This is a genomic window from Enterobacter sp. BIDMC 30, from assembly GCF_000534355.1.
GTDB classification, from domain to species: Bacteria; Pseudomonadota; Gammaproteobacteria; order Enterobacterales; family Enterobacteriaceae; genus Enterobacter; species Enterobacter ludwigii.
This window is the reverse complement of sequence record NZ_KI973169.1, coordinates 2,585,563-2,609,624: the sequence shown is the minus strand read 5'-3', so window position 1 is coordinate 2,609,624 and position 24,062 is coordinate 2,585,563. Positions and strand designations below refer to the sequence as shown.

General features: G+C 53.5%; 20 protein-coding genes and 2 pseudogenes. 8 read left to right on the top strand and 14 right to left on the bottom strand.

Annotation, left to right across the window (positions count from 1 at the left end; genetic code table 11):
* Positions 1 to 14 precede the first annotated feature (14 nt).
* Both treY and treZ read right to left on the bottom strand, forming a co-directional pair.
* Positions 15 to 2,483: a malto-oligosyltrehalose synthase gene (treY, locus tag L466_RS10000; RefSeq protein ID WP_032680983.1), complete on the bottom strand. Its 2,469-nt coding sequence runs from the start codon at positions 2,481 to 2,483 to the stop codon at positions 15 to 17.
* Positions 2,480 to 4,267: a malto-oligosyltrehalose trehalohydrolase gene (gene treZ / locus L466_RS10005; protein ID WP_032680982.1), complete on the bottom strand. Its 1,788-nt coding sequence runs from the start codon at positions 4,265 to 4,267 to the stop codon at positions 2,480 to 2,482. The genes treY and treZ overlap by 4 nt, the downstream gene beginning before the upstream one ends.
* A 132-nt stretch (positions 4,268 to 4,399) precedes the next feature.
* On the opposite strand from treZ, the gene L466_RS10010 reads away from it, so the two are divergent.
* The 4 genes from L466_RS10010 (at position 4,400) to L466_RS10025 (ending at position 7,903) form a co-directional block, all read left to right on the top strand.
* The gene (locus L466_RS10010; protein ID WP_020884118.1) at positions 4,400 to 4,927 is read left to right on the top strand and encodes a GNAT family N-acetyltransferase; all 528 of its coding nucleotides are present in this window, start codon (positions 4,400 to 4,402) and stop codon (positions 4,925 to 4,927) included.
* A 178-nt stretch (positions 4,928 to 5,105) separates the two neighbouring features.
* Positions 5,106 to 5,849 (top strand): 5'-nucleotidase, lipoprotein e(P4) family, encoded by a 744-nt coding sequence (locus L466_RS10015; RefSeq protein WP_369797155.1) that lies wholly within the window; start codon positions 5,106 to 5,108, stop codon positions 5,847 to 5,849.
* 142 nt (positions 5,850 to 5,991) lie between these two features.
* Positions 5,992 to 6,978, top strand: a complete 987-nt coding sequence (locus tag L466_RS10020; protein WP_032680980.1) for an MBL fold metallo-hydrolase — start codon at positions 5,992 to 5,994, stop codon at positions 6,976 to 6,978.
* 13 nt (positions 6,979 to 6,991) lie between these two features.
* Positions 6,992 to 7,903: a LysR family transcriptional regulator gene (locus L466_RS10025; protein ID WP_032680979.1), complete on the top strand. Its 912-nt coding sequence runs from the start codon at positions 6,992 to 6,994 to the stop codon at positions 7,901 to 7,903.
* Here L466_RS10025 and L466_RS10030 read toward each other — a convergent pair.
* Positions 7,894 to 8,778, bottom strand: coding sequence for a LysR substrate-binding domain-containing protein (locus tag L466_RS10030; RefSeq protein WP_032680978.1), 885 nt, complete (start codon positions 8,776 to 8,778; stop codon positions 7,894 to 7,896). The two genes, L466_RS10025 and L466_RS10030, sit on opposite strands and share 10 nt — an antisense overlap.
* A 115-nt stretch (positions 8,779 to 8,893) precedes the next feature.
* On the opposite strand from L466_RS10030, the gene L466_RS10035 reads away from it, so the two are divergent.
* From L466_RS10035 to L466_RS10045, 3 genes are all read left to right on the top strand, one after another.
* On the top strand, positions 8,894 to 10,384 hold the full coding sequence (locus L466_RS10035) for a UbiD family decarboxylase (protein WP_032680977.1): 1,491 nt from the start codon (positions 8,894 to 8,896) through the stop codon (positions 10,382 to 10,384).
* A 153-nt stretch (positions 10,385 to 10,537) separates the two neighbouring features.
* On the top strand, positions 10,538 to 10,825 hold the full coding sequence (locus L466_RS10040; RefSeq protein WP_032680976.1) for a VF530 family protein: 288 nt from the start codon (positions 10,538 to 10,540) through the stop codon (positions 10,823 to 10,825).
* Positions 10,826 to 10,832: 7 nt separating this feature from the next.
* The gene (locus L466_RS10045) at positions 10,833 to 12,125 is read left to right on the top strand and encodes a glycoside hydrolase family 10-like protein (RefSeq protein ID WP_014170106.1); all 1,293 of its coding nucleotides are present in this window, start codon (positions 10,833 to 10,835) and stop codon (positions 12,123 to 12,125) included.
* A 47-nt stretch (positions 12,126 to 12,172) separates the two neighbouring features.
* Here the strand turns inward: L466_RS10045 and dsbG are convergent, their stop codons facing one another.
* From dsbG to L466_RS24020, 8 genes and pseudogenes are all read right to left on the bottom strand, one after another.
* Entirely contained in the window at positions 12,173 to 12,931 is a 759-nt protein-coding gene (dsbG, locus tag L466_RS10050) for a thiol:disulfide interchange protein DsbG (protein ID WP_032678179.1), read from the bottom strand.
* A 42-nt stretch (positions 12,932 to 12,973) separates the two neighbouring features.
* Positions 12,974 to 13,585: a DsbA family protein gene (locus L466_RS10055; protein ID WP_020884110.1), complete on the bottom strand. Its 612-nt coding sequence runs from the start codon at positions 13,583 to 13,585 to the stop codon at positions 12,974 to 12,976.
* A gap of 7 nt (positions 13,586 to 13,592) precedes the next feature.
* The gene (locus L466_RS10060) at positions 13,593 to 15,626 is read right to left on the bottom strand and encodes a protein-disulfide reductase DsbD family protein (protein ID WP_032680975.1); all 2,034 of its coding nucleotides are present in this window, start codon (positions 15,624 to 15,626) and stop codon (positions 13,593 to 13,595) included.
* Positions 15,627 to 15,673: 47 nt separating this feature from the next.
* Positions 15,674 to 16,045 (bottom strand): hypothetical protein, encoded by a 372-nt coding sequence (locus tag L466_RS10065; protein ID WP_014170111.1) that lies wholly within the window; start codon positions 16,043 to 16,045, stop codon positions 15,674 to 15,676.
* 87 nt (positions 16,046 to 16,132) lie between these two features.
* A complete protein-coding gene (locus L466_RS10070) occupies positions 16,133 to 16,693 on the bottom strand; it encodes an RNA polymerase sigma factor (protein WP_081308093.1) in 561 nt (186 codons plus the stop codon).
* 5 nt (positions 16,694 to 16,698) lie between these two features.
* Complete coding sequence (locus tag L466_RS10075) at positions 16,699 to 17,118, bottom strand: hypothetical protein (RefSeq protein ID WP_014170113.1); 420 nt, start codon at positions 17,116 to 17,118, stop codon at positions 16,699 to 16,701.
* 190 nt (positions 17,119 to 17,308) lie between these two features.
* Positions 17,309 to 17,578 (bottom strand): annotated as a pseudogene (locus L466_RS23490) (baseplate assembly protein); the annotation flags it as partial.
* A gap of 238 nt (positions 17,579 to 17,816) precedes the next feature.
* Positions 17,817 to 18,190 (bottom strand): annotated as a pseudogene (locus tag L466_RS24020) (phage baseplate assembly protein V); the annotation flags it as partial.
* A 298-nt stretch (positions 18,191 to 18,488) separates the two neighbouring features.
* Between L466_RS24020 and L466_RS10080 the strand changes: the two are divergent.
* Positions 18,489 to 20,252 (top strand): GmrSD restriction endonuclease domain-containing protein, encoded by a 1,764-nt coding sequence (locus L466_RS10080; RefSeq protein ID WP_032680972.1) that lies wholly within the window; start codon positions 18,489 to 18,491, stop codon positions 20,250 to 20,252.
* Between the two features lie 513 nt (positions 20,253 to 20,765).
* Here L466_RS10080 and L466_RS0122520 read toward each other — a convergent pair.
* From L466_RS0122520 to L466_RS10090, 3 genes are all read right to left on the bottom strand, one after another.
* Entirely contained in the window at positions 20,766 to 21,194 is a 429-nt protein-coding gene (locus L466_RS0122520) for a WapI family immunity protein (RefSeq protein ID WP_081750647.1), read from the bottom strand.
* 199 nt (positions 21,195 to 21,393) lie between these two features.
* Positions 21,394 to 22,944 (bottom strand): methyl-accepting chemotaxis protein, encoded by a 1,551-nt coding sequence (locus L466_RS10085; RefSeq protein WP_032680971.1) that lies wholly within the window; start codon positions 22,942 to 22,944, stop codon positions 21,394 to 21,396.
* Between the two features lie 97 nt (positions 22,945 to 23,041).
* Positions 23,042 to 24,058 carry a LacI family DNA-binding transcriptional regulator gene (locus L466_RS10090; RefSeq protein ID WP_032680970.1) on the bottom strand — a complete coding sequence of 339 codons (1,017 nt, stop codon included), beginning with the start codon at positions 24,056 to 24,058 and terminating at the stop codon, positions 23,042 to 23,044.
* Positions 24,059 to 24,062: the final 4 nt, after the last annotated feature.

Below are 24,062 nucleotides of genomic sequence, written 5' to 3'. Positions count from 1 at the left end.
TTTGTTCTCCACGATCATTCGCAGGTAAGCAGAACCATTAAGCATCCCGTTTCAGACGTTACATCCAGCGTCTCTTGCAGAACCCGGCTTTCACCGGTGAACAGATCCCGGTAGCGTTTTCCTGCCAGCGCATCGGGTATAGCAATAGTGGTATTGGCCCACAGTGCTTCATGGGTTGTCACGTCGAAGACCCGCCGCGGCACGGCAACAATCAGCGCCTCCTCGTCTTTCACGCGTGCGTAAACAATCAGGTTCTCCGCCCGCTCGCCGCTCACCTTCAGTGGCAGCCAGTCACCGTAATGGAATAGCGCGGCATAATGTGGACGAAGCCGTAACAGCGTGGCGGTGACATATTGCTTAACGCTTCCGTCTCGCCAGCATTCCGGGCGGGCAAATACCCCGGCATCCGCCGTGCTGAGGTGGTGCACCAGCGCGGGGAAATCCGGTTCCCGTCGGTTATCCGGGTCGACAAGGCTAAAGTTAAGCGCTTCGCAGCCCTGATAGATGTCCGGTACCCCGGGTGCGGTAAGTTTGATCACCGTCTGGCTGAGGCTGTTCATCAGCCCTGCACGGATAAAAGGCTGCATCGCCTCACTGAAATCCTTCAGGAACAGCGTGTTGTCCGGTGAAAGCAGATGCCGGGCATAGCTCAGCACCACGCTCTCATAGCTTTCGTTGCTGTCTATCCAGTCTGTGCGTTGTTTGGCTTCGCGCAGCGCTTTCTCCAGGAAGCCGAGGAAGCGCTCTTCGAGTGATTTCAGCCCGTCGACATCGTCAGGTGACAGCGTGGCGGGCCAGACGCCGGCCAGAGCCTGATAAATCATCCAGGTATCGGCAGCGTTCGGCGCGGTACCGTCGCTCAGAAAACGCACGTGGGTTTGATTCATCTGCCGCCAGCGGGCCAGATTTTCGCCCCATTGTTCCGGCGCTTCCGTCAGGGTATAGAGGCGTGCCCGGGCATCTTCACCGCGCTTCGTGTCATGGGTGGATGTCCCGAGTAAGGCGTCAGGCTGACGGGCAAGACGGATGCGCATTTCCTGATGAAAACGCGATAGCGAAAAGGCGCGCGGCGTCGGGTCTGCCCCCACTTCGTTAAGCGCCAGCTCCAGGTTATGGCGAAAGAACAGCGTATCTTCCACGGATTTCGCCATCAGTGGCCCGGTGAGCTGCTGGAAGCGGGTTCTGAAACGAGCCGCGTCGTCGTGGCAATTTTCAGGAAGATCGCCGGTGAGAATGCACACGATCAGGCTCAGGGCCGCTTCAGAGGTGTTAACGCTTGCGACAACGCGATTGAGCAGCGCCACGTCAGAGGCGGTTAATCCTTCACGGGTGCCGTAGGTCCGATACACCGGAAACGCGATCAGCAACTCGCGCAACGCATGGTGGATCTCGTCGGGTTGCAGTTCAACCGCATTGCGTCGGGCAAGATCGGTGGCGATAGTTAACAGGGTAGTGAATTCGCCCTCAAAATTGCGATCGGTCATTAGCCCTTTGGCATCCCGTAACGCTGCAAACCGATCAACGGTTTCCCCGAGCGTGTCGTCATGGATTTTCTCCAGGCGGTCAAGGCGGCTGTCGTCCACCAGAACTTCCGCCAGCGAGGCAATAAACTCGTACCCCGTGGTGCCAGAGACTGGCCATTCGACGGGCAGCTGTTCCCCTTTGGCGAGAATTTTTTCAACCGTGATGTAACAGGCCGGTCCGGTTGCCTGGCGCAGACGCTGCAGATAGCCCAGCGGATCGGCCAGACCGTCGATATGGTCAATTCGCAGACCGTCAACGACGCCAGAATGAACCAGTTCAAGGATCAATCGGTGTGTATCACTAAATACCGACGCGTCTTCAACCCGCACGCCCACCAGGCCGGTGATTTCGAAGAAACGCCGCCACGAGAGCTGTTTCGGGGCTTCACGCCAGGACATCAGCCTCCAGCTCTGGGCCTCGTGCAGCGCCGCAATGCTTTTACCCTCCACAAAGGTACCCGGGTTAAGAGGATAGGCGGTGTCGTAGTAGACCAGCGCGGCTTTGCCCGTGACAGGGTCACGTTTTACAGTGATGGCGCCCTTCTCAAGCTCCGCCTCAAAGGTGTCGCCCAGAAACGGCAGCGTAAGCGGCCGTGACCAGTCAATATCGAAATAGCGTGCGTAGCGGCTCTGTTTGCCATGCTCAATCACGTCTCGCCACCAGTGATTCTCCAGCGAGGTCGACATGTGGTTAGGCACAATATCCAGTATCAAGCCCATTCCCGCCTGCCTGAGCGCGGCCGCCATACGGTCGAATCCTTCTCGTCCGCCAATGGCGGGGTCGATTTCATTCGGGTCGGTCACGTCATAGCCGTGCGTAGAGCCGGTCGTGGCGGTGAACACAGGTGAGGCGTAAAGATGGCTGATGCCGAGATCTTTCATATACGGCACCAGTTCCACGACACGGTCAAACGTCATGCCGTTACGGAACTGAATACGGTAGGTCGCGGAAGGGATCATAACGATGCTTCTCCATCAGCAAAGCGAACAACAATACTGTTCGGCGGTAACACCTCGTTCACCTCCGGCCAGCTAAAGAGCGTTTCTCCTGCCAGTGCAGGCACATCAACAGCCTTATTGCCGGTATTGAACGCCAGAGACAACGTTCCGGTCGGGAATCGCCAGCTCACTGCAATCATGCCGGGTGCCGTTCTGATGACTTTGCTCTCCACCGTGACGCCCTTTCGCAGTAACGGAACGATATGACGATGGCGCAACGTCAGCAGCGTTCGCGTGAAGCGAAGCCACGTTTTACCGTCATCGGTGGCGACCTTATTCCAGTCAATTTTGGAGCGAACAAAGGTCTTCACGTCATTCGGGTCGGGGACGGACGCATCGTGCCCGGCATGGCCGGTAAACTCTTTTGCGCGCCCTTCTCGCACTGCTTTAGCAAGCTCACCGTGAAAATCGGTAAAGAACAAAAACGGATTGGTTTCACCAAACTCTTCCCCCATAAACAGCAGCGGAATATGGGGCGAAAGCAGCAGTGCAGCAAGCAACACCCGTGTTTTATCGGCCCCCGCGAGGGCGATCAGTCTCTCTCCCTGAGCGCGGTTGCCGGTTTGATCGTGGTTTTGAATAAAATCGACAAAAAACTGTGGCGGCTGCGTGTGACATTCCACGCCGCGCGATTTGCCGGTCTGGAGAGAAACCTCGCCCTGATAGACAAAACCTTCCGTCAGAGCACGGGCGAGTTTTTTCTCCGGTTCAAAGGCAAAATCCTGGTAGTACGCATGCGTTTCGCCGGTGGCAAAGACATGCGCGGCATTGTGAAAGTCATCGTTCCACTCCGCGGTAAAAAGCGGGGTCGCACCGTGTGCGTCACGCGGATGCAGGAAGATAACGTTACGGCTGTCTTCGGTGGTGAGATGGATCTGCCGCCCGGGAATAGCCTCGCGAATGTGTTCGGCAATCTCCTGCAGGATATGTTTATCCGACGCGTCTTCAATCTGGTCGATAGCATCAAACCGTAATCCATCAAGATGGTATTCCGTCAGCCAGAACAGCGGGGCTTCGGTAATGTATTGCCTGACCGGCTCAGCCTCGTAAGCAATCCCGTTGCCCCAGGGCGTCATCCGTTCCGCGTCGAAAAACGCGGGTGACAGCACAGGCAGATAATTGCCTTCCGGGCCGAAGTGGTTAAGCACAATATCCAGCACGACAGAAAGCCCAAGCCCATGCGCAGCATCGATAAAGGCGTGGAAGTCTTCTGGCGTGCCATAGGCAGCGTGCGGTGCATACAGCAATACCCCGTCATATCCCCAGCCGCGCGATCCGCCAAACTGTGAGACGGGCATGACTTCAATCTGGGTAATGCCAAGTTCAGCCAGGTAAGGCAGTTTTTCAATGGCGGCCCGGAAGGTGCCCTCCGGGGTAAAGGTGCCGATGTGCAGCTCGTAAATCACCGTGTCTTCCCACGGACGCCCTGCCCACTCGCGGTTGCCGGGCGGATACCGTCTGGCATCGATAACAACCGAGGGACCGTTAACATCCCCAGCCTGGGCGCGCGACGCCGGATCGGGAACGGCCATGCCGTCCTGCAAAACATACTGATACTCTGTGCCGTGCGTGACGCCGGGGACTTCAATCTGGAACCAGCCATTGCCGACCGCCGTCATTGGCAAGTCGTTTTCTGCCAGACGTAGCGTAAGTTCTTTCTGCCCTTCTGCCCAGACGCGAAAACGTACAACGTCATTGGAAATAAACTCAGCACCCCAGTGTTTTTGAAATGTCCTGAATTCCATTCATTGTCCTCGAATGACCCACATTTTACGCGGAATGAAGTACAAGCTTAGTTCAGGATCAAAAGAGTGTTACGCCAGCGGTTTTAATGACTTCATCTATTATTTATAAAAATATTCGCCACAAGGAATACCATGCAGATTCGAAAAGGATTAAATACCGACCTCGCACGTCTTGAATGCTGTGACTTTTCATTCACCGTCAGTCACGTTGCGCGGGAGCCTTTTATACATTGTGATTTGCATATCGACGCTGTCGCCGTGCCTTATCGTAAAACGTATGAGCTCGATATGCAGACCCTTGAAAATCATTGCGTTAATCCGGATGCCATATTTCTTGTGGCCGAAACAGATGAGGGAGAAATTGCCGGTTTTATCACCGCGTCAATGAGCTGGAATAAATTTATCGCCGTTGACTATATTGCCGTTGAGCGCACGAAACGCAGGGCTGGCGCGGCGCAAAAATTGATGGCGGCCGCACACGTGTGGGCGCGCAGCGTCAACGCGGCTGGATTAAGGCTCGAAACCCAGAATGTGAATGTTTCTGCCTGCCTGTTCTACCGTCATTATGGCTTTACGTTAGGCGGATACGATCGTTTCCTCTACAACGCATTACCGGAAAAAGACGAAATCGCCCTGTTCTGGTATTACATGCTGATCTGACCCTGGCTCTAACGGATATTGGCGGACGAAAGCGATTAGTCTGAAAATTATCCACCCGGCGCGCAAGGGAATGTGCGTCAGAATATGACTCACCTGCCTCCCTTCATTTTTCTGTCACTTAATTTCAATACGCTTACATGATTTTGACAATGACGTTAAGGAAAGAAGAGTGAATTCAATGGCTAAGGCATTACTGCTGGCATTACCTGTTTTGAGCGCGACCGCCACGGCAGCCGACCACGATATCTGTGAGCCGAAAGCGTATGAGATGGCGCTGCGCTATCAACAGAAATCGGCAGAAATCATGGCACTTCAGCTGCAGACCTATCGTTTCGCCACCGAGCGTTTTAACGAAAAAATAAAAGGGCTGACTGCACCTGAGAACTATGCCGTTGTGATGGATCTTGATGAAACGGTGCTGGATAACACCCCCTTACTGGCGCGTGATGCCGAACAGTGCCACGACTACACGAAATGGGACACCTGGAGTGACTGGGAAAAGCAGGGAAAACCGGGATTAATTCCTGGCGCGAAGGCGTTTCTTGATCGCGTGAATCAAAGTAAGGTCCGTATTTATTATGTATCTGACCGCATGCAGGAAAACAAAGCAGATACGCTCAATACGTTAAAATCCCTTGGCTTACCGCAGGTTTCAGAGGATAGCGTTCTGCTCGATACGGTCAGTAAAGAAGCCCGCCGCCAGAGCATCCTGAAGAAACAGCAGATAATCATGCTCTTCGGTGACAGCCTGCCTGATTTCGCCGCGCAATTTAAAAACAAAAAGCCGAGCGAAGCGCAGCGTGAACTCGTTGAGGCCAGTGCCGATCGCTTTGGCAGTGACTGGATTGTGCTGCCCAATGCCGCGTATGGCTCGTGGTCAAAAGCCACGCTTGAAGGCTGGAAAGCCCCGCTGAAGCAATAACGTCTGGCTTGCCGGGTGGCACATTGCAGCCACCCGACATTTGATCCGACCTATTCATCCCGTTTATAGGTCCTATCATTATCAGGCGGGTTCATATAATTTTACGGAGAAGTAAGATGAGCTCTTTCTGAAGGAGACCCTTATGCTGACCGTAAAAAAACTAGCCCTGACAACGCTGATTTCCAGTTCGTTATTGTTCTACCCTGCGCTTCAGGCTTCGGCAGAAACGCCCCAGCACGTGGTTAAACAGCCTGCCGGGGGGTACAGTGTGCAGGTTGGCGATATTATGGTGACCTCGTTTACCGACGGTACCGTGGCGCAAGACCTGCACAAATTACTTCGTCGGACGACCCCGCAGAAAACCGATGCGTTGCTCACACAAAATTTCCAGACCAACCCGGTAGAGGCGTCCATTAACGCTTTTCTGATTGCGCTACCCGGCCACAAGATTCTGGTGGATACCGGCTCAGGCCAGCTTTTTGGCCCCGCTAACGGCGGGCGACTGATTGAGAGTCTGGCAACGCAGGGGATCGCGCCGCAGGACATCACCGAGATTTTACTGACCCATGCACACTCCGACCATGCCGGTGGCCTGGTCAAAGATGGCAAGGCGGTGTTTACCAATGCGCGCGTTTTTGTCGGCAAACCTGACATCGACTTTTTCTTTAACAACGATAATCAGAAAAAAACCGGCTACGACCAGAACTACTTCGATGTCGCGCAGAAAACCTTAAAACCGTATCGTGATGCCGGCAAGGTGGTTCCTTTTTCCGGAACCTCGCAGATTCTGCCCGGGATAACCGGCACGGTTCACCCGGGCCATACGCCTGGTTCGGCCTTCTATACGCTGGAAAGTAAAGGCGAGAAAATCACCTTTGTCGGCGATATTATCCACGTCGCGGCGGTACAGTTCCCGCAGCCCGCCGTGACCATCGCCTACGACCAGGATCAGGACGGTGCGGCACGTGTCCGCCAGGATGCTTTTGCTGATTTTGTGAAAAACAGAGACCTTGTCGCAGCCCCCCACCTGCCGTTCCCGGGTATCGGTTATGTCACGAAAGGCGAGCACGGCGGTTACGCCTGGGTGCCCGTCACCTATACCAATCGTGACAGCCACAGCGCAAAGTAAAACGGATAACACGATGACGCCCGTTGCTGAGATGGATATCGACCTGATCCTGACGCTGGATGCATTGCTCCAGGATCAGAACATCACCCATGCGGCCGCGCGGCTCGGCATCAGCCAGCCCGCGATGTCTGCCCGTCTGGCGCGCCTGCGCTCGCTCTTTGGCGAACCGTTGTTTATCCCTTCCCCACATGGACGTGGGGTGTTGCCCACGCCCAGAGCGGAGGCGCTGAGGCCGCAGGTCATGACCGTATTGCGGGGCATTAACGCGATGTTTGCCCCCACCACCTTTGATGCGCAAACCAGCCAGCGGACATTTGTGATTGCCCTGCATGAAAATCCGGCCCTGATGCTGGGTGCGGAACTGCTTAATCAGTTCCGGGCCCATGCCCCGGGGATCCGCTTGCGGTTCGCGCTGCCAGAAATGGCAACCCTGCCACAGCAGCTGGAAAAGGGTGATGTGGATGTCTATATCGGTGTGAGCGCCGGCGCGCACGACGGCTGGGTCAGACGCAAACTTTTCGATGACCAGTTTGCAACAGCCCAGCGAAAAGGCCACCCCCGCGGTGTTGGGCCACTGGATCTGGAGCACTATTGCGCACTCTCTCATCTGGTGGTCTCTTCAGAGGGTGACCCGTTTACCGGCTTTGTGGATCAAACCCTGGGCGGACTGGGGTATCAGCGCAACGTGGTGATGTCCACGCAGAGCTACGCCATGGCACCTCCGCTTGTCGCCAGCACGGACCTGCTCTGCACCTTACCGGAACGTATGCTGCAACGCTTTGCCTCGACGCTGGATATCTTTCTCCCGCCGCTGCCGCTGCAGCCGATTACCATCAGCATGTACTGGCACCCGAAAAACAGTCAGGATCCGGCAAGCCTCTGGCTGCGCGAGCAACTGCTGCTGGCCGCGGGACGTCAGATGTGATCGAGGGTGTGCAGAAATTTCTTTAACACCTCTGAGCGAATGATCCGGTGGCACACCAGCTTCAGCTCGCTTTCCCTGAGCCTGTCAATGATGTCGACGTACACGACATTCTCCACGCTGACTGCCCTGGCCGAGGCCGGCAATAGCGCCATGCCAAACCCCGCAGAGACCAGGCTGATGACAGTAGGTACGTCGGTGGCGTTTTGTACCACCTCAGGCTGGAAACCTGCGACGTAACAAACGTCATAGAAGTACTGTTCGAGGCCCATTCCCTCCGGGTCGCGCAGGGAGACCCATTTTTCATCTTTCACCGAGGCGAGCGTAAGCGCGGACGATTTCGCCAGAGGGTGCTGTGAAGAGAGTGCCAGCACCGTTTTCTCGGACGTAAACGGGCGGCTTTGCAGGTCGTCAGGCAGAGACGGCAGCGGCGCCCGGATGATGGCCACATCCAGCTGGTTGCTTTGCACGGCGGTATAGAGCGTCTGCACATTCCCCGTCATTAGCGACATGGTGATGGCAGGCCACCGACTGTGCATCTGGCGCAGCGCGGCAGGCAGCCTGGTGTCAAACATGGCGCTCGATACGCACCCGAGATTCAACACCCCTTGCTCCCCCCTCGCCGTTTGCCTGGCGTCCAGTACCGCCTGTTCCGTCAGGGCGATCGCCAGCCTGGCTTTCTCCAGGAAAGCTTCACCGGCCGGCGTCAGGGTTAAACGGCGATTCGCCCGGCTAAAGAGCGTAACGCCTAACCGTTCCTCTAACGTTTTAATCTGCTGACTCAGCGCGGGTTGTGCCATGTTCAGGCGCTCCGCAGCCCGGTGCATGTGAAGCTCTTCCGCAACGACAATGAAATTACGCATCTGACGAAATTGCATAACGCTTCCCCGGATTTTTTGATAATAAATTTCTTATCAAAATAGCAGTAATGATGCAATTGATGCTATGGGCTGTTGCCATAAAAATGGAGGCATGCAAACACGGGAGGAAAAAATGGAAAGCCCAGTCAACGATCTCAGAAGTGCCATCGCGTTACTGCAACGCCATGAAGGACAGTATATTGAAACGGATCATCCGGTCGATCCCAACGCGGAGCTGGCGGGTGTTTATCGACATATTGGTGCGGGCGGCACGGTGAAACGCCCTACCCGAACGGGCCCGGCCATGATGTTCAATAACGTTAAAGGTTATCCGGATTCGCGTATCCTGGTGGGCATGCACGCCAGCCGGGAAAGAGCGGCACTCCTTCTGGGATGTGAACCCTCGACGCTCGCGCAGCACGTCGGTCAGGCCGTGAAAAACCCGATCGCGCCGGTTGTTGTTCCGGCATCGCAGGCCCCTTGCCAGGAGCAGGTATTCTACGCTGACGATCCTGATTTTGATCTGCGTAAACTGCTTCCGGCCCCGACCAACACGCCGATTGATGCTGGCCCGTTCTTCTGTCTGGGGCTGGTACTGGCAAGCGATCCGGAAGACAGTTCGCTGACTGACGTCACGATTCACCGTCTCTGTGTTCAGGAGCGCGATGAGCTTTCCATGTTCCTGGCCGCGGGGCGCCACATTGAGGTCTTTCGTAAAAAGGCTGAAGCAGCCGGAAAACCGCTGCCGGTGACGATCAACATGGGGCTCGACCCGGCGATTTATATCGGTGCGTGCTTTGAAGCGCCCACGACACCGTTTGGTTATAACGAACTGGGCGTTGCCGGGGCTCTGCGTCAGAAACCGGTCGAACTGGTACAGGGCGTGGCGGTAAAAGAGAAAGCGATCGCGCGGGCTGAAATCATTATCGAAGGCGAACTACTGCCAGGCGTGCGCGTTAGAGAAGACCAGCACACCAACAGTGGCCATGCAATGCCGGAATTTCCGGGCTACTGCGGCGAGGCAAACCCTTCTTTGCCCGTCATCAAAGTGAAAGCCGTCACCCTGCGTCACCAGGCAATCCTGCAAACGCTGGTGGGGCCAGGTGAAGAGCACACCACGCTCGCAGGCCTGCCAACGGAGGCCAGCATCCGCAATGCCGTTGAAGAGGCCATTCCGGGCTTCCTGCAAAATGTCTATGCGCATACCGCGGGCGGCGGTAAGTTCCTCGGCATTCTGCAGGTGAAAAAACGCCAGCCATCCGATGAAGGACGTCAGGGACAGGCGGCGCTTATCGCACTCGCGACCTATTCCGAGCTGAAAAACATCATTCTTGTCGACGAAGACGTAGATATTTTCGACAGTGACGACATCCTGTGGGCGATGACCACCCGCATGCAGGGAGATGTCAGCATCACCACTATTCCAGGGATCCGCGGCCACCAGCTGGATCCGTCGCAGTCGCCGGATTACAGCACGTCGATTCGCGGAAATGGCATTTCCTGTAAGACCATCTTCGATTGCACGGTACCGTGGGCGCTGAAGGACCGCTTCGAACGCGCGCCGTTTATGGAGGTTGACCCACGTCCGTGGGCACCAGATTTGTTTGGCACAAAACACGACTAGCGCGTTCGCGATACAGAAGAGCGTATGGCTTTCGGGTCATACGCTCTTCTGTTTTTCATCGCAGGCAAAAAGGGAAATTGCCGCTTCCCCTGCTTTCTTGTACCCTTTCGTCGTTAACCCCAACCCCACAAGAACTGAGACATCCGGACGCTTATGACTGCACACCTTTCTAAAGACCCTTTACATGGCGTAACGCTGGAGATGCAGGTCAATGCCCTTGTTGCACGATATGGCTGGTGTGAGTTGGGCGATCGAATCAAAATTAACTGTTTCAGAAAAGACCCAAGCGTTAAATCGAGCCTGAAATTTCTGCGCCGCACGCCCTGGGCTCGCGCAGAAGTTGAAGCCCTGTATCTTGATTCCCTGAATGATGAGGGGATCGCAGAACCGGACGAACCCGCCTTTAACCCCTGGGCTAACAGTCGGATAACCAAGAGCTAAAACGCAAATGACGCGACATGTAAAACGGATTGGTGCGCTGACTGCCTGCGCACTTTTACTTGTTAGTTGCTCCTCAAAACCACCAAAATCACTGGTAACGCCTCTCCCGACCGCGAGTAAACCGACCCAGCAGGCTAACGAGCCGATGCGTGGGATCTGGCTGGCAACCGTCTCACGCCTGGACTGGCCCCCGGTGGCCTCAGTGAATGGCCGCGATGCGCAAGACCGCATCGCGATGCAAAAACAGGCCCTGACGAACAAGCTCGACAAGCTTAAGCACCTCGGTATCAATACCGTGTTTTTCCAGGTCAAACCGGACAGCACGGCGCTCTGGTCGTCTAAAATTCTGCCGTGGTCAGATATGCTCACCGGCAATATCGGCGAGTACCCGGGCTACGATCCGCTGCAGTTTATGCTCGATGAAGCGCACAAGCGCGGCATGAAAGTCCATGCCTGGTTCAACCCTTACCGCGTTTCAACCAATACCAAACCGTCGACCATTGCCGCGCTGAACCGCACGTCGTCATTGCACCCTTCCAGCGTTTATGTCCAGCATCCGGAATGGATCCGTATTGCCGGCGATCGTTTTGTACTCGACCCCGGCATTCCGCAAGTGCGCGACTGGATAACGCAGGTGGTCACCGAAGTGGTTGCGCACTATCCCATTGATGGCGTGCAGTTTGACGACTATTTCTATACCGAATCACCGGGATCCGCGCTCAATGACGCGCAGACTTTCAGACAATACGGTCAGGGCTTTGCCTCTAAAGCAGACTGGCGCCGCCACAATACACAGCAGCTGATTGTGCAGGTCTCCCGGGCCATTAAGCAGACTAAACCTGGCGTGGAGTTTGGTGTCAGCCCGGCTGGCGTATGGCGTAACCGCTCATTCGACCCGGCAGGCTCAGACACGCGCGGTGCCGCAGCCTACGATGAATCCTATGCCGACACGCGTCAGTGGGTGCAGCAGGGTCTGCTGGACTATATCGCGCCACAAATTTACTGGCCTTTCTCCCGGGATGCGGCGCGCTATGACGTGCTGACGAAATGGTGGGCAGAGGTGGTGAAACCGACGCATACCCGCCTGTATATCGGCATTGCGTTCTACAAGGTAGGTGAACCGTCGAAAAATGAGCCGGACTGGACGGTTCAGGGCGGCGTGCCGGAGCTGAAAAAACAGCTCGATCTCAACGATTCACTGCCCAACGTGAATGGCACGATCCTGTTCCGCGAAGATTATCTTAATCAGCCGCAGACGCAGGAAGCCGTCAGCTACCTGCGCGGACGCTGGGGTAGCTGACCGGTCAACATCAGGCAGAAACACCCTGTTTCTGCCTGTTTTTTTTACTACGGCTTCGGCCCAAACATCGCCTCAAGCTGTTTCTCATCCGGCATGCCGACCACCTGCTGAAGCTCATTATCGGCATTCAGATAATAAATGGCGGGCGTAGCGTTCGCGCCCAGGTTGTCCATTAACGTCTGGTGTTTTTGCAGTATGTCGACGGTTTCACGGGATGCAGTGCCCTGCGGTTTTGGCAATTTTTTCCCGCCAGAAAGCTCGTAATCACGCCATGCCGAAACGGGATCTTTCGCATTCAGGATAGCGGAGGCATTACGCCCACTGTTGGGGTTGAGAAACGCCACCAGCAGCGTATTAAGCTGCACCTTGCCCGCCTTCACCCACGGCTGCGCCTCGGACCAGAATTGCTTACAGTACGGGCAGAACGGATCGGCAAAGACGAAGACTTTGCGCGGAGCGTTATCCGCCCCCTCTTTCAGGGGATGCGCCGCGTTCAGTTGCTTCCACATTTCGCGTCCCATCGGGGCGTAGATCTCTTTCTGGAAATAGCCTTCACTCAGGTTTTTTCCCTTTTCATCGTACAGATAGCCAGAAATTACGTGCTTGCCGTCAGGGGTTAAAAACAGCGTAACGCCCATATCCTGATACTGCCCCAGCCAGGCCGGCGCGCCCCCTGGTGCATCAATTTTCTTAATGATTTTGATATTCTGCTGCTCGCTGAAGAGCTTCACCACATCCGGTATCGCTTCAGCGGCCTGTGCCAGCCCTGACGTTGCCAGCACCGACAGTAACAGTAATTTTTTCATTTTCCGCTCCGGGATTATTGGGGGCGAACCGCCCCCTTCACGTTAACGATTTTTCAGTGCGTCACTGACCATTTCATCGAACTGTTCAAAAGGAACCCAGCCCGGGAGTAACCCTTCGCCAATCAGCGTGGCCGGTGTTCCCTGGATACCCATCTTTTCGGCGATGATCAGGCTGCGTTTGATCGTCACCAGGCTCTCATCATCAGGCGTTGTGACGTTCACCCCGGCCCGTTTTTGCGCCTCCTGAATGCTGGCGTCATCGTGATATCCCTTTTTGGCCATCAGGGTATGGTTAAATTTCATAAATTGCTCAGGATGCGCGCGCCAGACGGTTAAGGCATCGCGTGCTGAGGTCAGTGAACTTTCCGACCGAAAAGGCAAAAACTTAAATACCACCGCCACATCCGGGTGTTTTTCGACAATCTTTTCCAGGTAAGGATCGAATTTCTTGCAGTACGGGCAGTTGTAATCCGTAAAGACCACCAGGGTGAGCTTCGGATCCTTAGCGCCAATGCGCGGCGAGTCCGGGTCGTTAAACAGAAAGTCATAAACCATCTTCTGTGCACGTTGCTCCTGTTCCGGCGTCATGGTCTGCGCCGCCATCACCTGCGCTGAGGTCAACAGTAGCAGAAGCGTAATAAGGATTCTTTTCATAATACATTTAGCCTTTAGCGTTGTTCAGGGTGGCAATAAGCGTGTCTTTATCCAGCAGCGGCGAAAGCATCTCCCCCTCAGGGAAGCCCGGGCCGTACACCTCGTTAAACGGGATGGCGTAACGGTTTCGCTTTTCAAGGAATTCGGCGATAAACGCTGAAGGCTTGCTCCAGTCGCCACGCAGCGCCACCACGTCAGGCTGGCTAAGCGCGGCAATAACGTCAGGCTGGTTCAACACCCGATGCTCGTTTACCTTGCAGGTAACACACCAGTCCGCGGAGATATCCACGAAGACCCGTTTGCCCTGCGCAAGGGCACCCTGAATAGCGTCTTCACTTAGCGGTTGCCACGGGATTGCCTGAGCGACGCTTGCGGTGTTTGTTACAGGCGGTGAGGTAAGCAACCCACGCAGCTGGTACCCGCCAAAGGCTGACAGCGCGATCACCACGCACCAGAACAGCGGCGAGGTTTTCTGCCCGGTCATCGCAAGCAGTGCGATAGCGACGACGATAAGCACTAACATCACGCTCTGGCTCACCGCCTCACCCAGATGCGGGCTAAGCAACGTCACCAGCCACAGGCTGGAAGCCAGCATCATCAGGCCAAGAATAATCTTCAGGCCGTTCATCCAGCGACCGGGTTTCGGCAGCAGCATGGCGGTTTTTGGAACCAGCGCAACGAACAACCACGGCAAACTCATCCCCACGCCGAGCATCAGGAAGATAAGCCACAGGGAATGCAGTGGTGCGCCAAGGGCAAAGGCCACCGCCGTGCCGAGGAACGGCGCAGAACATGGTGTGGCCAGCAGCGTGGCAAACATCCCTTCGCAGAAACTGCCGGCAAGCCCCGTTCCCCCTGCCGTTGCCAGCCGTCCTGCGGCGGCAGAAGGCAGCAGCATCTCAAACGCCCCGAACAGATTGAGTGCGAAGAGGAAGGTCACCGCGACCATCAGGCCAATAAACCACGGATTCTGGAACTGAATACCCCAGCCCAGCGAGGCACCGGTCAGCTTAAGCGCGGTCACCATTGCGGCCAGCAGCATAAAGGAGACCAGGATCCCGGCACTGGTTGCCAGAAAACGGAGCCTGATCATCCGTCTGTCTGAGCCCGCATGGAGCACGCTGTTGAGCTTCATGCCCATCACCGGCAGCACGCAAGGCATCAGGTTCAGGATCAACCCGCCCAATAGCGCAAAGAGCACCATTTTGCTGGTTCCCTCAGACACGCCCGCCGCTGACGGTTCCGCGGGCGTTGCCCCGACGGTCATCACGGTTTGCTGCGCTTTATCGCCATTGGTAAGCACAAATGACAGCGCTTTTCCCTGCAGTGAAGTGGGTTTATCTCCCCACTCATCGGTCACGGGCACCGTTACCCGAAGCTGATTGCCGTCGGCTTTGAGGGTCGGTTCACCGGGAAGAATGTCGCCTTCCAGCGGGTCAAAATAGATCCCCGGCTTGTCCCATTGCCCTTGTGTGGTTCCCGTAATGATCAGCTTGTCGTCTGATAACCAGGCTGACAGGTCTGCGGACACGCCAGATGTCGCGGGAATGGCCTGCATCGCGCGTTCAAACGCGTGGCTGAATCCCTCATCCACCGGCTGGTTAAAATCAAGGTGCAGCTTATAGTCCGTCAGCAGACAGACATTACTGCACGTGGAAAGGGTAAGCGTCCCGTCGAGCGCATCCCCCGCCGCACCGTCGAGGGTGATGGGGATGATGACCTTATCGTGATAGCCCTGGGTGGTCATCCCGGAGATATCAAAGCGCGAAGGCACCGGCCAGTGCCAGTCATCCGTTACGCCAGCCGGCCAGGTGATTTTCGGGGCTACGCCGCCCTCGCCGGGTGAACGCCAGTAGGTTTTCCAGCCGGGCTGCAGCTCAACGGTGAGCAGCGCGAGGATGCGGTTTTGCTCCCTTTCCGCCTGAACGCGGATCCGGGCATGATCGTTTTGCGGGGAAACCAGCCAGCCTGTATCCGCCGCATGGACAATGCCGATGCAGGACAGCCACAGGAAGACGAATCCCCTGAAGAGGTTAAACATGTTTTACTCCGTGAATAGTGAAAATTATCGTGTGGTGACGATGCTTTTCATTCACGGAAAACGCAGTTTTTGAGGTGTATTCGGGGAGGCGGTGCCTGAACGGGCTGTTCTCTCGGAACGCATGCCCGCCCTTGCGTAAACAACTGAAGTAGCGCGAAGAAGATGATAATCGCCGGTAGCGCACCATCAAAGAACAGAGGCTGAGCACAAAGCAGCGAGTGTGCGCCTAACTGACACGGCGATGGCCCGGACGGCTCAGCGTCGCTGGTTTGAACCGGGGCATCAGCAATCAGGGTCGTTTGCGGATCCAGTCCCTGCAAAAAATGGTTGAGATAAACCGCACGCTGCACCAGGCAAATAGCCATCGCCAGACATGTGATTATCAAAAGCCATTTTCCCAGAAGCTGACGGTTGCGCATAACGTTCCAAATTTACCAGACGCCCCGATCATAAACGATAGTGATGAATCTACAAGTCCTGACAATGTAAGGTTTTGTCTGTCGGCGTTAGTCACCGGTCAACGCATCATAGACGTCCCGCAGTCGCGTGCGCAGGAAAAGCACCGCCTTGTGCTTACGCGATAACAGCGCCTGCTCGCTGGCCCCGGTTTCCTCTGCCAGCATTTTAATGCTGTAGCCCTGGAGCTCCGTTTTTTCAAAAACCTCGCGCTGAGGCGGCGGAAGTTCAGACAGCGCCTGGCCCAGTTCTTCCCACAGCAGCGTTTTGAGGTACTCCTCCTCCGGCGTATGCGGGACACCGAACAGGGTTTCCGCCAGTTCATCTTCGGGGAAGTCCTCATCATCATCCCCGGTAAAATATCCTGAAAGAGAGATCTCACGTTTTTTCCGTGCCCGGTCGGTCATCTCATTACGCGCCGCGCGAAACAGCCAGGCGGCGACGTTTTCGACCGGCTGCTCCACTTTCATCAGCTGATAGGTGACTTCCTGCAAAATATCGTCGGCATCATCGCGCACGGACGTTCGTACGCGGATAAAGGCTTTCAGCCGGGCGCGGCAGGCATTAAGCGCCGACATCAGCAATGACTCTCCCGCCAGCCCGGTTTTCATCTCGCTCACTCTGCTTCCGGCGTTTTCGGCGCGCTGTCGTCGCGTTTATCTTCGCGATGACCGTGCCAGCCGCAATGCCCGCGACCATGGCGACCAAAGCCTTCGCGACGCTGCTGAATAAACGCCTCACGCTGTTCGGGGGTCATGTTCATCCAGCGTTCGTGCATACGCCGGTGCGCGCCGAACATCCCCGGGCGGAAACCCAGCCCGCCGAACAGGATCCGGCTTAATACCAGAATCCCCAGCGCCTGCCAGAAACCGATGGCTTTCACGCCAAGAATGGCCGGGAGTAAGGCATTCCACAGGGTCATGACCACCAGTCCCAGCACAAGGACGATTACCGCGCCTATCACCAGCCCTTTACCCATACGGTGGCGGCCAAACCCGCGTCCGTGCCCTCTTCCGTGCATATCGAAATCTCTCATGGTGTTGACCTCATTTACAGTGATTGAGTATGGCTTGTGATGAGGTAGACGGATGAGGCAGGGAAATATTGCTGGAGAGAATATAAAATTTTTTGTGCTTACGGATTTTAACGCATATCGCTCGCGACGGGTGGGCGCTATGCGTCGCCTCCCGACATATCATCTCGTACGAAAAATTCGTTTAACTAATTAGCCCCTCTAAGGACTGCTGAATGCGCAGACGGTGGTCAGTGTCCGATTCCATGAAGGCATGCGCGGCCTCGTTGACGCGCTGTCGCCAGATAACTTCCCGGTAGGCGATTTACTGCAGCAGAGTAAAAATCGGCTCTGCTTCGAGCGTCAGATTGTGCGCAAGCGAGACGAGCGTCGCCTTACGCCCTGCGAGAATGGTCTCATAGTCGAGTACCTCCACTACATCAGGATCAGGCGCGGCAAGCTGGTTAAGGTCAACAGTTGCCATAACGTTTAACTTAGTAGGCTCATAAGGGAAAATGACTGGTCGCCGGTCGAGCGCGTGCCGGTGATATCGACATACAGCCCGCTGTCGGTTTCTAACTGCTCAAAGGTGATGGTCGTCAGGCTGATGCGCAGTTCCCATTTAGGGATCGCGGATAACACATTGCCATAATCTGCAGTCGCAACGCCGGCTCTGAGGCTGGTCAATCAGCCCGACGCAAACGAGCCGTATTCACGACACATGACACGGTGAACGCGCCGTTTTCGGGATCGTATTCAATAACAGCCCTATAAGGAAAGGACACATTAAACCCATAGGGTGAGGCGACTTCGCGGGATGGTCATCCGAGAAAATGTCGGGCAATACAAAATCGGTATTGAGCTCACCGACCGAGGGAGCCCTCCACTCGCGAGAGCGACCGGCACGACTGGTGAGTCAGTTTATTAACGAGGTGGTTTGTATGCAGCCAGTCTAGACACGACACAGATCCTAGTCGTGGTCGACGTCGGTCACGATGCTGGTGCGGATTAGGTTACAGATCTCGCGTGCGATTTCCTGCAGAGAATTTAAATTATTCGTTGGGAAAGGTTGCCACGTGTAGAGACTAGCGGCAATGCAGTGAGATTTTGCGGTGGCTCAAACAACGTGATTCATGGGTTGCAATGAATCGATAAACATTTAAGACTTAACTCATGTATAGGCTTGTTTGCTTCTACATAAAGATCAACCATCCGCAACTACAAATGCTTGCAGTCACATTTTACACCGTCGATCTTTTTTTAACCCCCGAGATCAGATAGGCTTGTTCTAGAGGATGTGCACTTTGGGATGAATTTATTAAAAACGTGCATTTTTAACCTAAACCCAGCTTAATGATAAATATCATTAAGCAGACAATTTAAAAGAGGACGCTATGGCTATTGTAGCTAGAGGGATGTTAATTACAGAAGCTTACCGTGACTTCAAGAATGGTAAGTTCATTATCAATAGAAAATACCAAAGAAAATTAGTATGGACTGTTGAGGAAAAACAAAATCTTATAGATAGTATAATGCGAGGATACCCCATCCCCCTGATACTTCTCGCGCATACAAAAGACGACAAGTATGAAGTTATAGATGGCATGCAGCGTTTAGATGCAATATTCAGTTTTATAGATAATAAATATTCGCTCCCCGATGGTTCATACTTCAACACAAATGAGTTTCCAACATCTAAACTCTATAACAGCGAACCTATGCCAGACGGCACCGCATTCATAAGTCAGCAAGATTGCGCCAATATAACTGAGTATCAACTAGCAGTAACAGTATTTCCAATTGAAGATGATAGCTCAGTTACTGACATATTCGGCCGTATTAACTCTGGTGGGCGCCAACTTAGCAACCAAGAGAAAAGGCAAGCTGGAGTTGATAATGCATTATCAAATTTCGTCAGAAAAATATCATCAAAAATGAGAAAGGATATAACAGATGATATTATTGAACTTTCAAACATGCCATCTATTAGTATAGACGGCGTAAAAAAAAGCGATAAGCAAGGTTATGGTATAAATGCTGAAGAAACCTTTTGGGTGTACCAAGGAATATTGACTTCAAAAGATCTTAGAGATTCTGTTGACGAACAGATAATAGCGGATATCACAGCATCTATTTTAGAAAAAACACCTTTCGCATCTAGCAAGGAAAAACTTGATGAGCTTTATGATATCTCGAGTAATTTATCACAAACAATAACTAGTGCATTGCAAGCATATCCAGAAACTAGGCTAGAAGAAGAAATCAACACAACAGTTTCTACAATCGTAGATGTAATCTCGCACTACGATGGCAGTAAGTATGCGTTCAAAAATCTCGTAATACCCGATGGACGAGCAAACTCATCCAGGACCCCTTTCTACGCAGTGTTTATGGCTTTCTATCGACTGATCGTTACTGAAGGGAAAAAACCTAAAGACTATGATGAAATTTGCAAAGCATTAATTGGTGTAAATGAAAGGTTATCTAAAGACAAGCATCATGTAACACCAGAAGATCGAAGTACAAATATTAGGTTAACTTATGGTCTTATTGCAGATCATTTTATTACCGCATCTCCAAGCTTAGTGGGTCATGGTCAAGGTTTGATAATAGAATTCGAAGCAGCAATTACTCGTTCAAAAATAGAGTCTGCTCGCTACGAAATGAAGCAAGGGATTCTTAACCTTATTGAAGGCACAAGCATTAATGAAAAATTAATCAATAAGATTATAGAAATCATTTGCAGCATGGCTAATATCGGCCCCAGCAGTACTGGAGGCAACATATTTCTTGGGATTGCAGACTGTGAGGGTGACGCACAGAGAATTGAAGAAATATACGGCATTAAGCCTCAGTTAATTTCTGACAAGTACATATATGGAATCGAAAGAGAATGCGATAAATTAGGTATAGATCTAGATGGATACTTAAGATTAATCGTAGATAAGATTCGTAAATCAGAGTTATCTGAGGAAGTTAAAGCAGACGTGTTAAGCAATATTGATCACATTGATTACAAAGGCAAAACCGTTATTTGGATCAAGGTCCCCCCTCAAAAAGTAATGGCATGGGTAGGAGAAAAAACCTTCCATAGGGAAGATTCGAATACAGTCCCTGCTTCACCGAGGCTATCAACATTGATCGATAAGCGCTTTTAAATATTGTTATTTAGTTAGCGCTCGCAAGAGTGCTAACTAAAATTTTAACCGCATGCATTTCAATTATGCTAACTCCATAACAAACTAATTATCTCAAAATATTGAAATAATTACCTTTTAATGATTTTGCATGCCTTTTGACTATATCTTAGTAACTTTCGCTCAGCATACATCACACCACGAGCATTGGGGCTGGGCCGGTCTTTAAGACCGTACTAATGGATGCGCACAATAAGCTGCACTTGGCCGGTAAATTTCACCACTACCCTGTTTTCACGGGTGCTAACTTTCATGTACCTGCTCATGCGCAGCTTTTGAAATATTGCCCATGCAATCCCTCCGGCCAGTTTCCAACGTCCTGCTGGTAACAGGGAATCAATCAGCACAGCGAGCTGGTCGTCAAAAGCCTTAAACTCACTTGTCCCACTTACTCACCAGTTAGTCGTTGATATAGACATCTTTTGGCAAGGTGATGAGTTACGGCAGCGGAGGCTCAGGGGCATAATCCAAGCATCAATTTTGCCATGAAATGATGTCGTCCAGACCTGAGAGCATGCCGGGAAAGTAACTTTCATCAATATCGAAGGAATCGTCAAGGGTAATACTGTCAGCATGGTTTTCAGGCTTCAGTACCATACTAACGCCAACAGCACCGGCAAAATGCGCCTGATGAAACTTAAGCATAACCTGCTCGAATGCCGAGGTTAAACTAATATCCTTAGACTTTCCCCCTGTCTTTAAAGCCTGATGGAGAGCATGTGTATCATTCCTGAATTGCTCGAGTTGACCGACAAAAAACTCTGCAGCAAACTCAGTTTTTAAGACAGGGATTGAGAATTCAACCCATACCATAATACGGCTATAGGCAGGCACCTCCTCTTCAGTCAGCCTTTCATAGGGTGTTAATTTAAGATGCCTGTCACCACTTGTGATATCTATCATGATCCCCACTTCACGGCATGTACTGAAAATTCATGATTGTCCAGTTAGTCTCCCTGAACAGAACCTCAAAACGATTAGACTCTTAACTATAAGTGCCTTTGTTTTTCCTGTCTTCCACAAGCTGCAACCTGGGTGCTGTCGCGATTTTCCAGTTACGCCAGACATTAAAAAGGCTCCCTCAGGAGCCTCTCATTATCTATCAAGCCTGCACCGGCAAACTAAAGCTCGAAATACTCCTCGAGAGCTGCTGCGCCTGCTCTTCCAGGGAAGCGGCGGCTGCGGCGGATTGCTGAACCAGCGCGGCGTTCTGCTGGGTCACGCCATCCATCTCTGTTACCGCCTGTCCGACCTGGCTGATCCCACGGCTCTGCTCTTCAGAGGCCACGGAGATCTGCTCCATCAACGTATTCACTTTATTCACGGAACTGATAATTGAATCAATGACCTCGCCTGAGCGGTTCACCAGTTCAGCACCGTTTTTGACGCTGGAAACCGACTGGGCAATCAGGCTTTCAATGTCTTTCGCGGCAACCGCGCTTTTCTGCGCAAGGGTGCGCACTTCACTGGCCACCACGGCGAAGCCGCGTCCTTGTGTGCCGGCGCGTGCTGCTTCAACCGCGGCGTTGAGTGCCAGAATGTTGGTCTGGAAAGCAATGCTGTTGATGACGCTGGTGATGTCCTCGATGCGCTTAGAGTTCGCCGCGATGGTATTCATCGTTTCGATCACTTCGCGGGTCACGGCCTCACCGGTGTGTGCATTGTTCACCGCGTCCTGCACCAGTTTTCCTGCCTGGTGAACGTTATCGGTGTTATTCGCCACGGTCGCGCTCAGCTCTTCCATGCTGGCCGCCGTCTGGGTTAACGCGGAGGCCTGCTGCTCGGTGCGTGAAGCCAGATCGATATTCCCGGAAGCAATTTCCTGCGCGGCATGGGTGACGGTATGGCTCGCGTCACGCACCTGAGCGATAGTCGACAGAAGCGCCTGGCGCATCTGCTCCATTGAGCCCATCAGGTGATCGATTTCATTGCCGGAGGTGCCTTTTACCGGCACTGGAATGTCCAGTTTACCGGCGGCAATCTGGCTGCAGTGCTCGCGTGCCAGGTTGACCGGTGCGAAAACAAAGCGCTTCATCAGCAGGCTGACGGCAACAATCACGATTACAAACAGGAAAGCAATCGCCGCAATGATCGCCAGACCGGAGATGAAATTACTGCTCGCATCCTCGTTCAGGGTTTTGGCATATTTCTGGTGAACGGCAAGCACCTGGTCGAGAACGATTTCATACTGACGGTCGAGGCGGGACACCTCCGGGATAAGCGCATTAAACTTCGCGACATCGTGCGCAGCGGCGGCATCAATCAGCGGTGCCAGCCCCTGGTTACGGTAGTTTTGCCAGGCATCCTGATACGCGCTCACCAGCGGCGCTTCATCCGACAGGCGCGGAGACGCCATAAACGCCGCAAAGGCATGATCCGCTTTTGTGAGGGCCTCTTTAACTGCGGAAAGTTTCGCTGACTCATCAGCCGAGTTCCCCGCTTCCACCATCTTCACGTACTCCATCACCCTGACACGCAAGGTACGGCTGTGGTTGATGGGGTCAATGATCGACAGCACAACCTGGATTTCTTTGTTCACATTATCCAGGGAATTATTACTTTTAATGATGAGGCCAACGCTGGTAATGGTGCTGACGACAAAGAAGAAAAGCAGAGCAAAAAGGGCAATCAGGGATGATTTTTTTAACGACATGGACCGATACCTCAAGAATAAACATTCCCTATCGTTATCGGCCGATCCAAAACTTAAATTAATTAAAGTTATTAACGTTTCCCTTCAGCAGCCAGGGCTATGCTTTCGCTTTATAGCGCCGCAGCAGGGTGGCATCCAGTTTTCGCTGTAACGGTTGTGGCGTTTCGCCGTCGATCAGTTTGCCAATCAGATCAAAGCAGTGCCACGCCAGCTGGCGGTTATCCTGGCGAATGGTATCAACCGGAATGGTGAGCGAGTCGTAAAGGTAGTGATCGTCAAAGCTGGCTAACCGGATATCACTTTGCATCAGGTTATGCTGCCCCATATAGCGCAATACCCCTTCCAGCAGACCACAGGCGGCAGTGAACAAGGCTTTTGGCGGGCGTCCCAGGCGGGCGCACAGCTCGGCGAACATCTCGTAGCCGGAGCTCGGGTGATAGTTGCCGTGAATGATCCACTCCGGGCGCAGCGCCACATTGGCCTCCTGCAGCCCTTGCTTAAACCCTTCCAGACGATCGCGCGTCGGGGAAAGCCGCGGCTGCCCGCCAAGGAAGTAAATTTCATCAGGATGCTGGCGCGCAATGTCGGCCACCAGTTCCGCTGTCGGGGTAATGGAATCGGTGATCACCAGCGGCAATGTGCTGTCGTTCATATGGCGGTCAAAAAGGACGACCGGCAACTGTTCGCTCAGCTTCTGGTAGTCGGCATCATTGAGCATACTGGAGGCCACAATAAGCCCGTCCACCTGACGCGCCACCATGTTATTAACCACCACCGTCTCCTGGCCCGGGTTTTCATCACTGCAGGAGATGAGCAGTTGAACGCCCGACTCACGGCACAGCGTCTCCAGTTCGTGAGAAAACACCGCAAAGCCGTAGTTAGTGATCTCCGGCACTACCAGACCGATGGTGTGGCTACGGTTATCACGCAGCGAACGCGCGTGAATGCTGGGCTGGTAGTGATGCTCTTTCGCAATCGCCAGCACGCGCTCACGCGTCTCTTCCGCCACGCGAAGCTCTTTGCTGCGCCCGTTCAGTACCAGGCTGGCGGTGGCTTTTGATACCCCCGCCAGTTCCGCGATGTCTTTAATTGTGACGCGTTTTGTTTTTCTCACAACG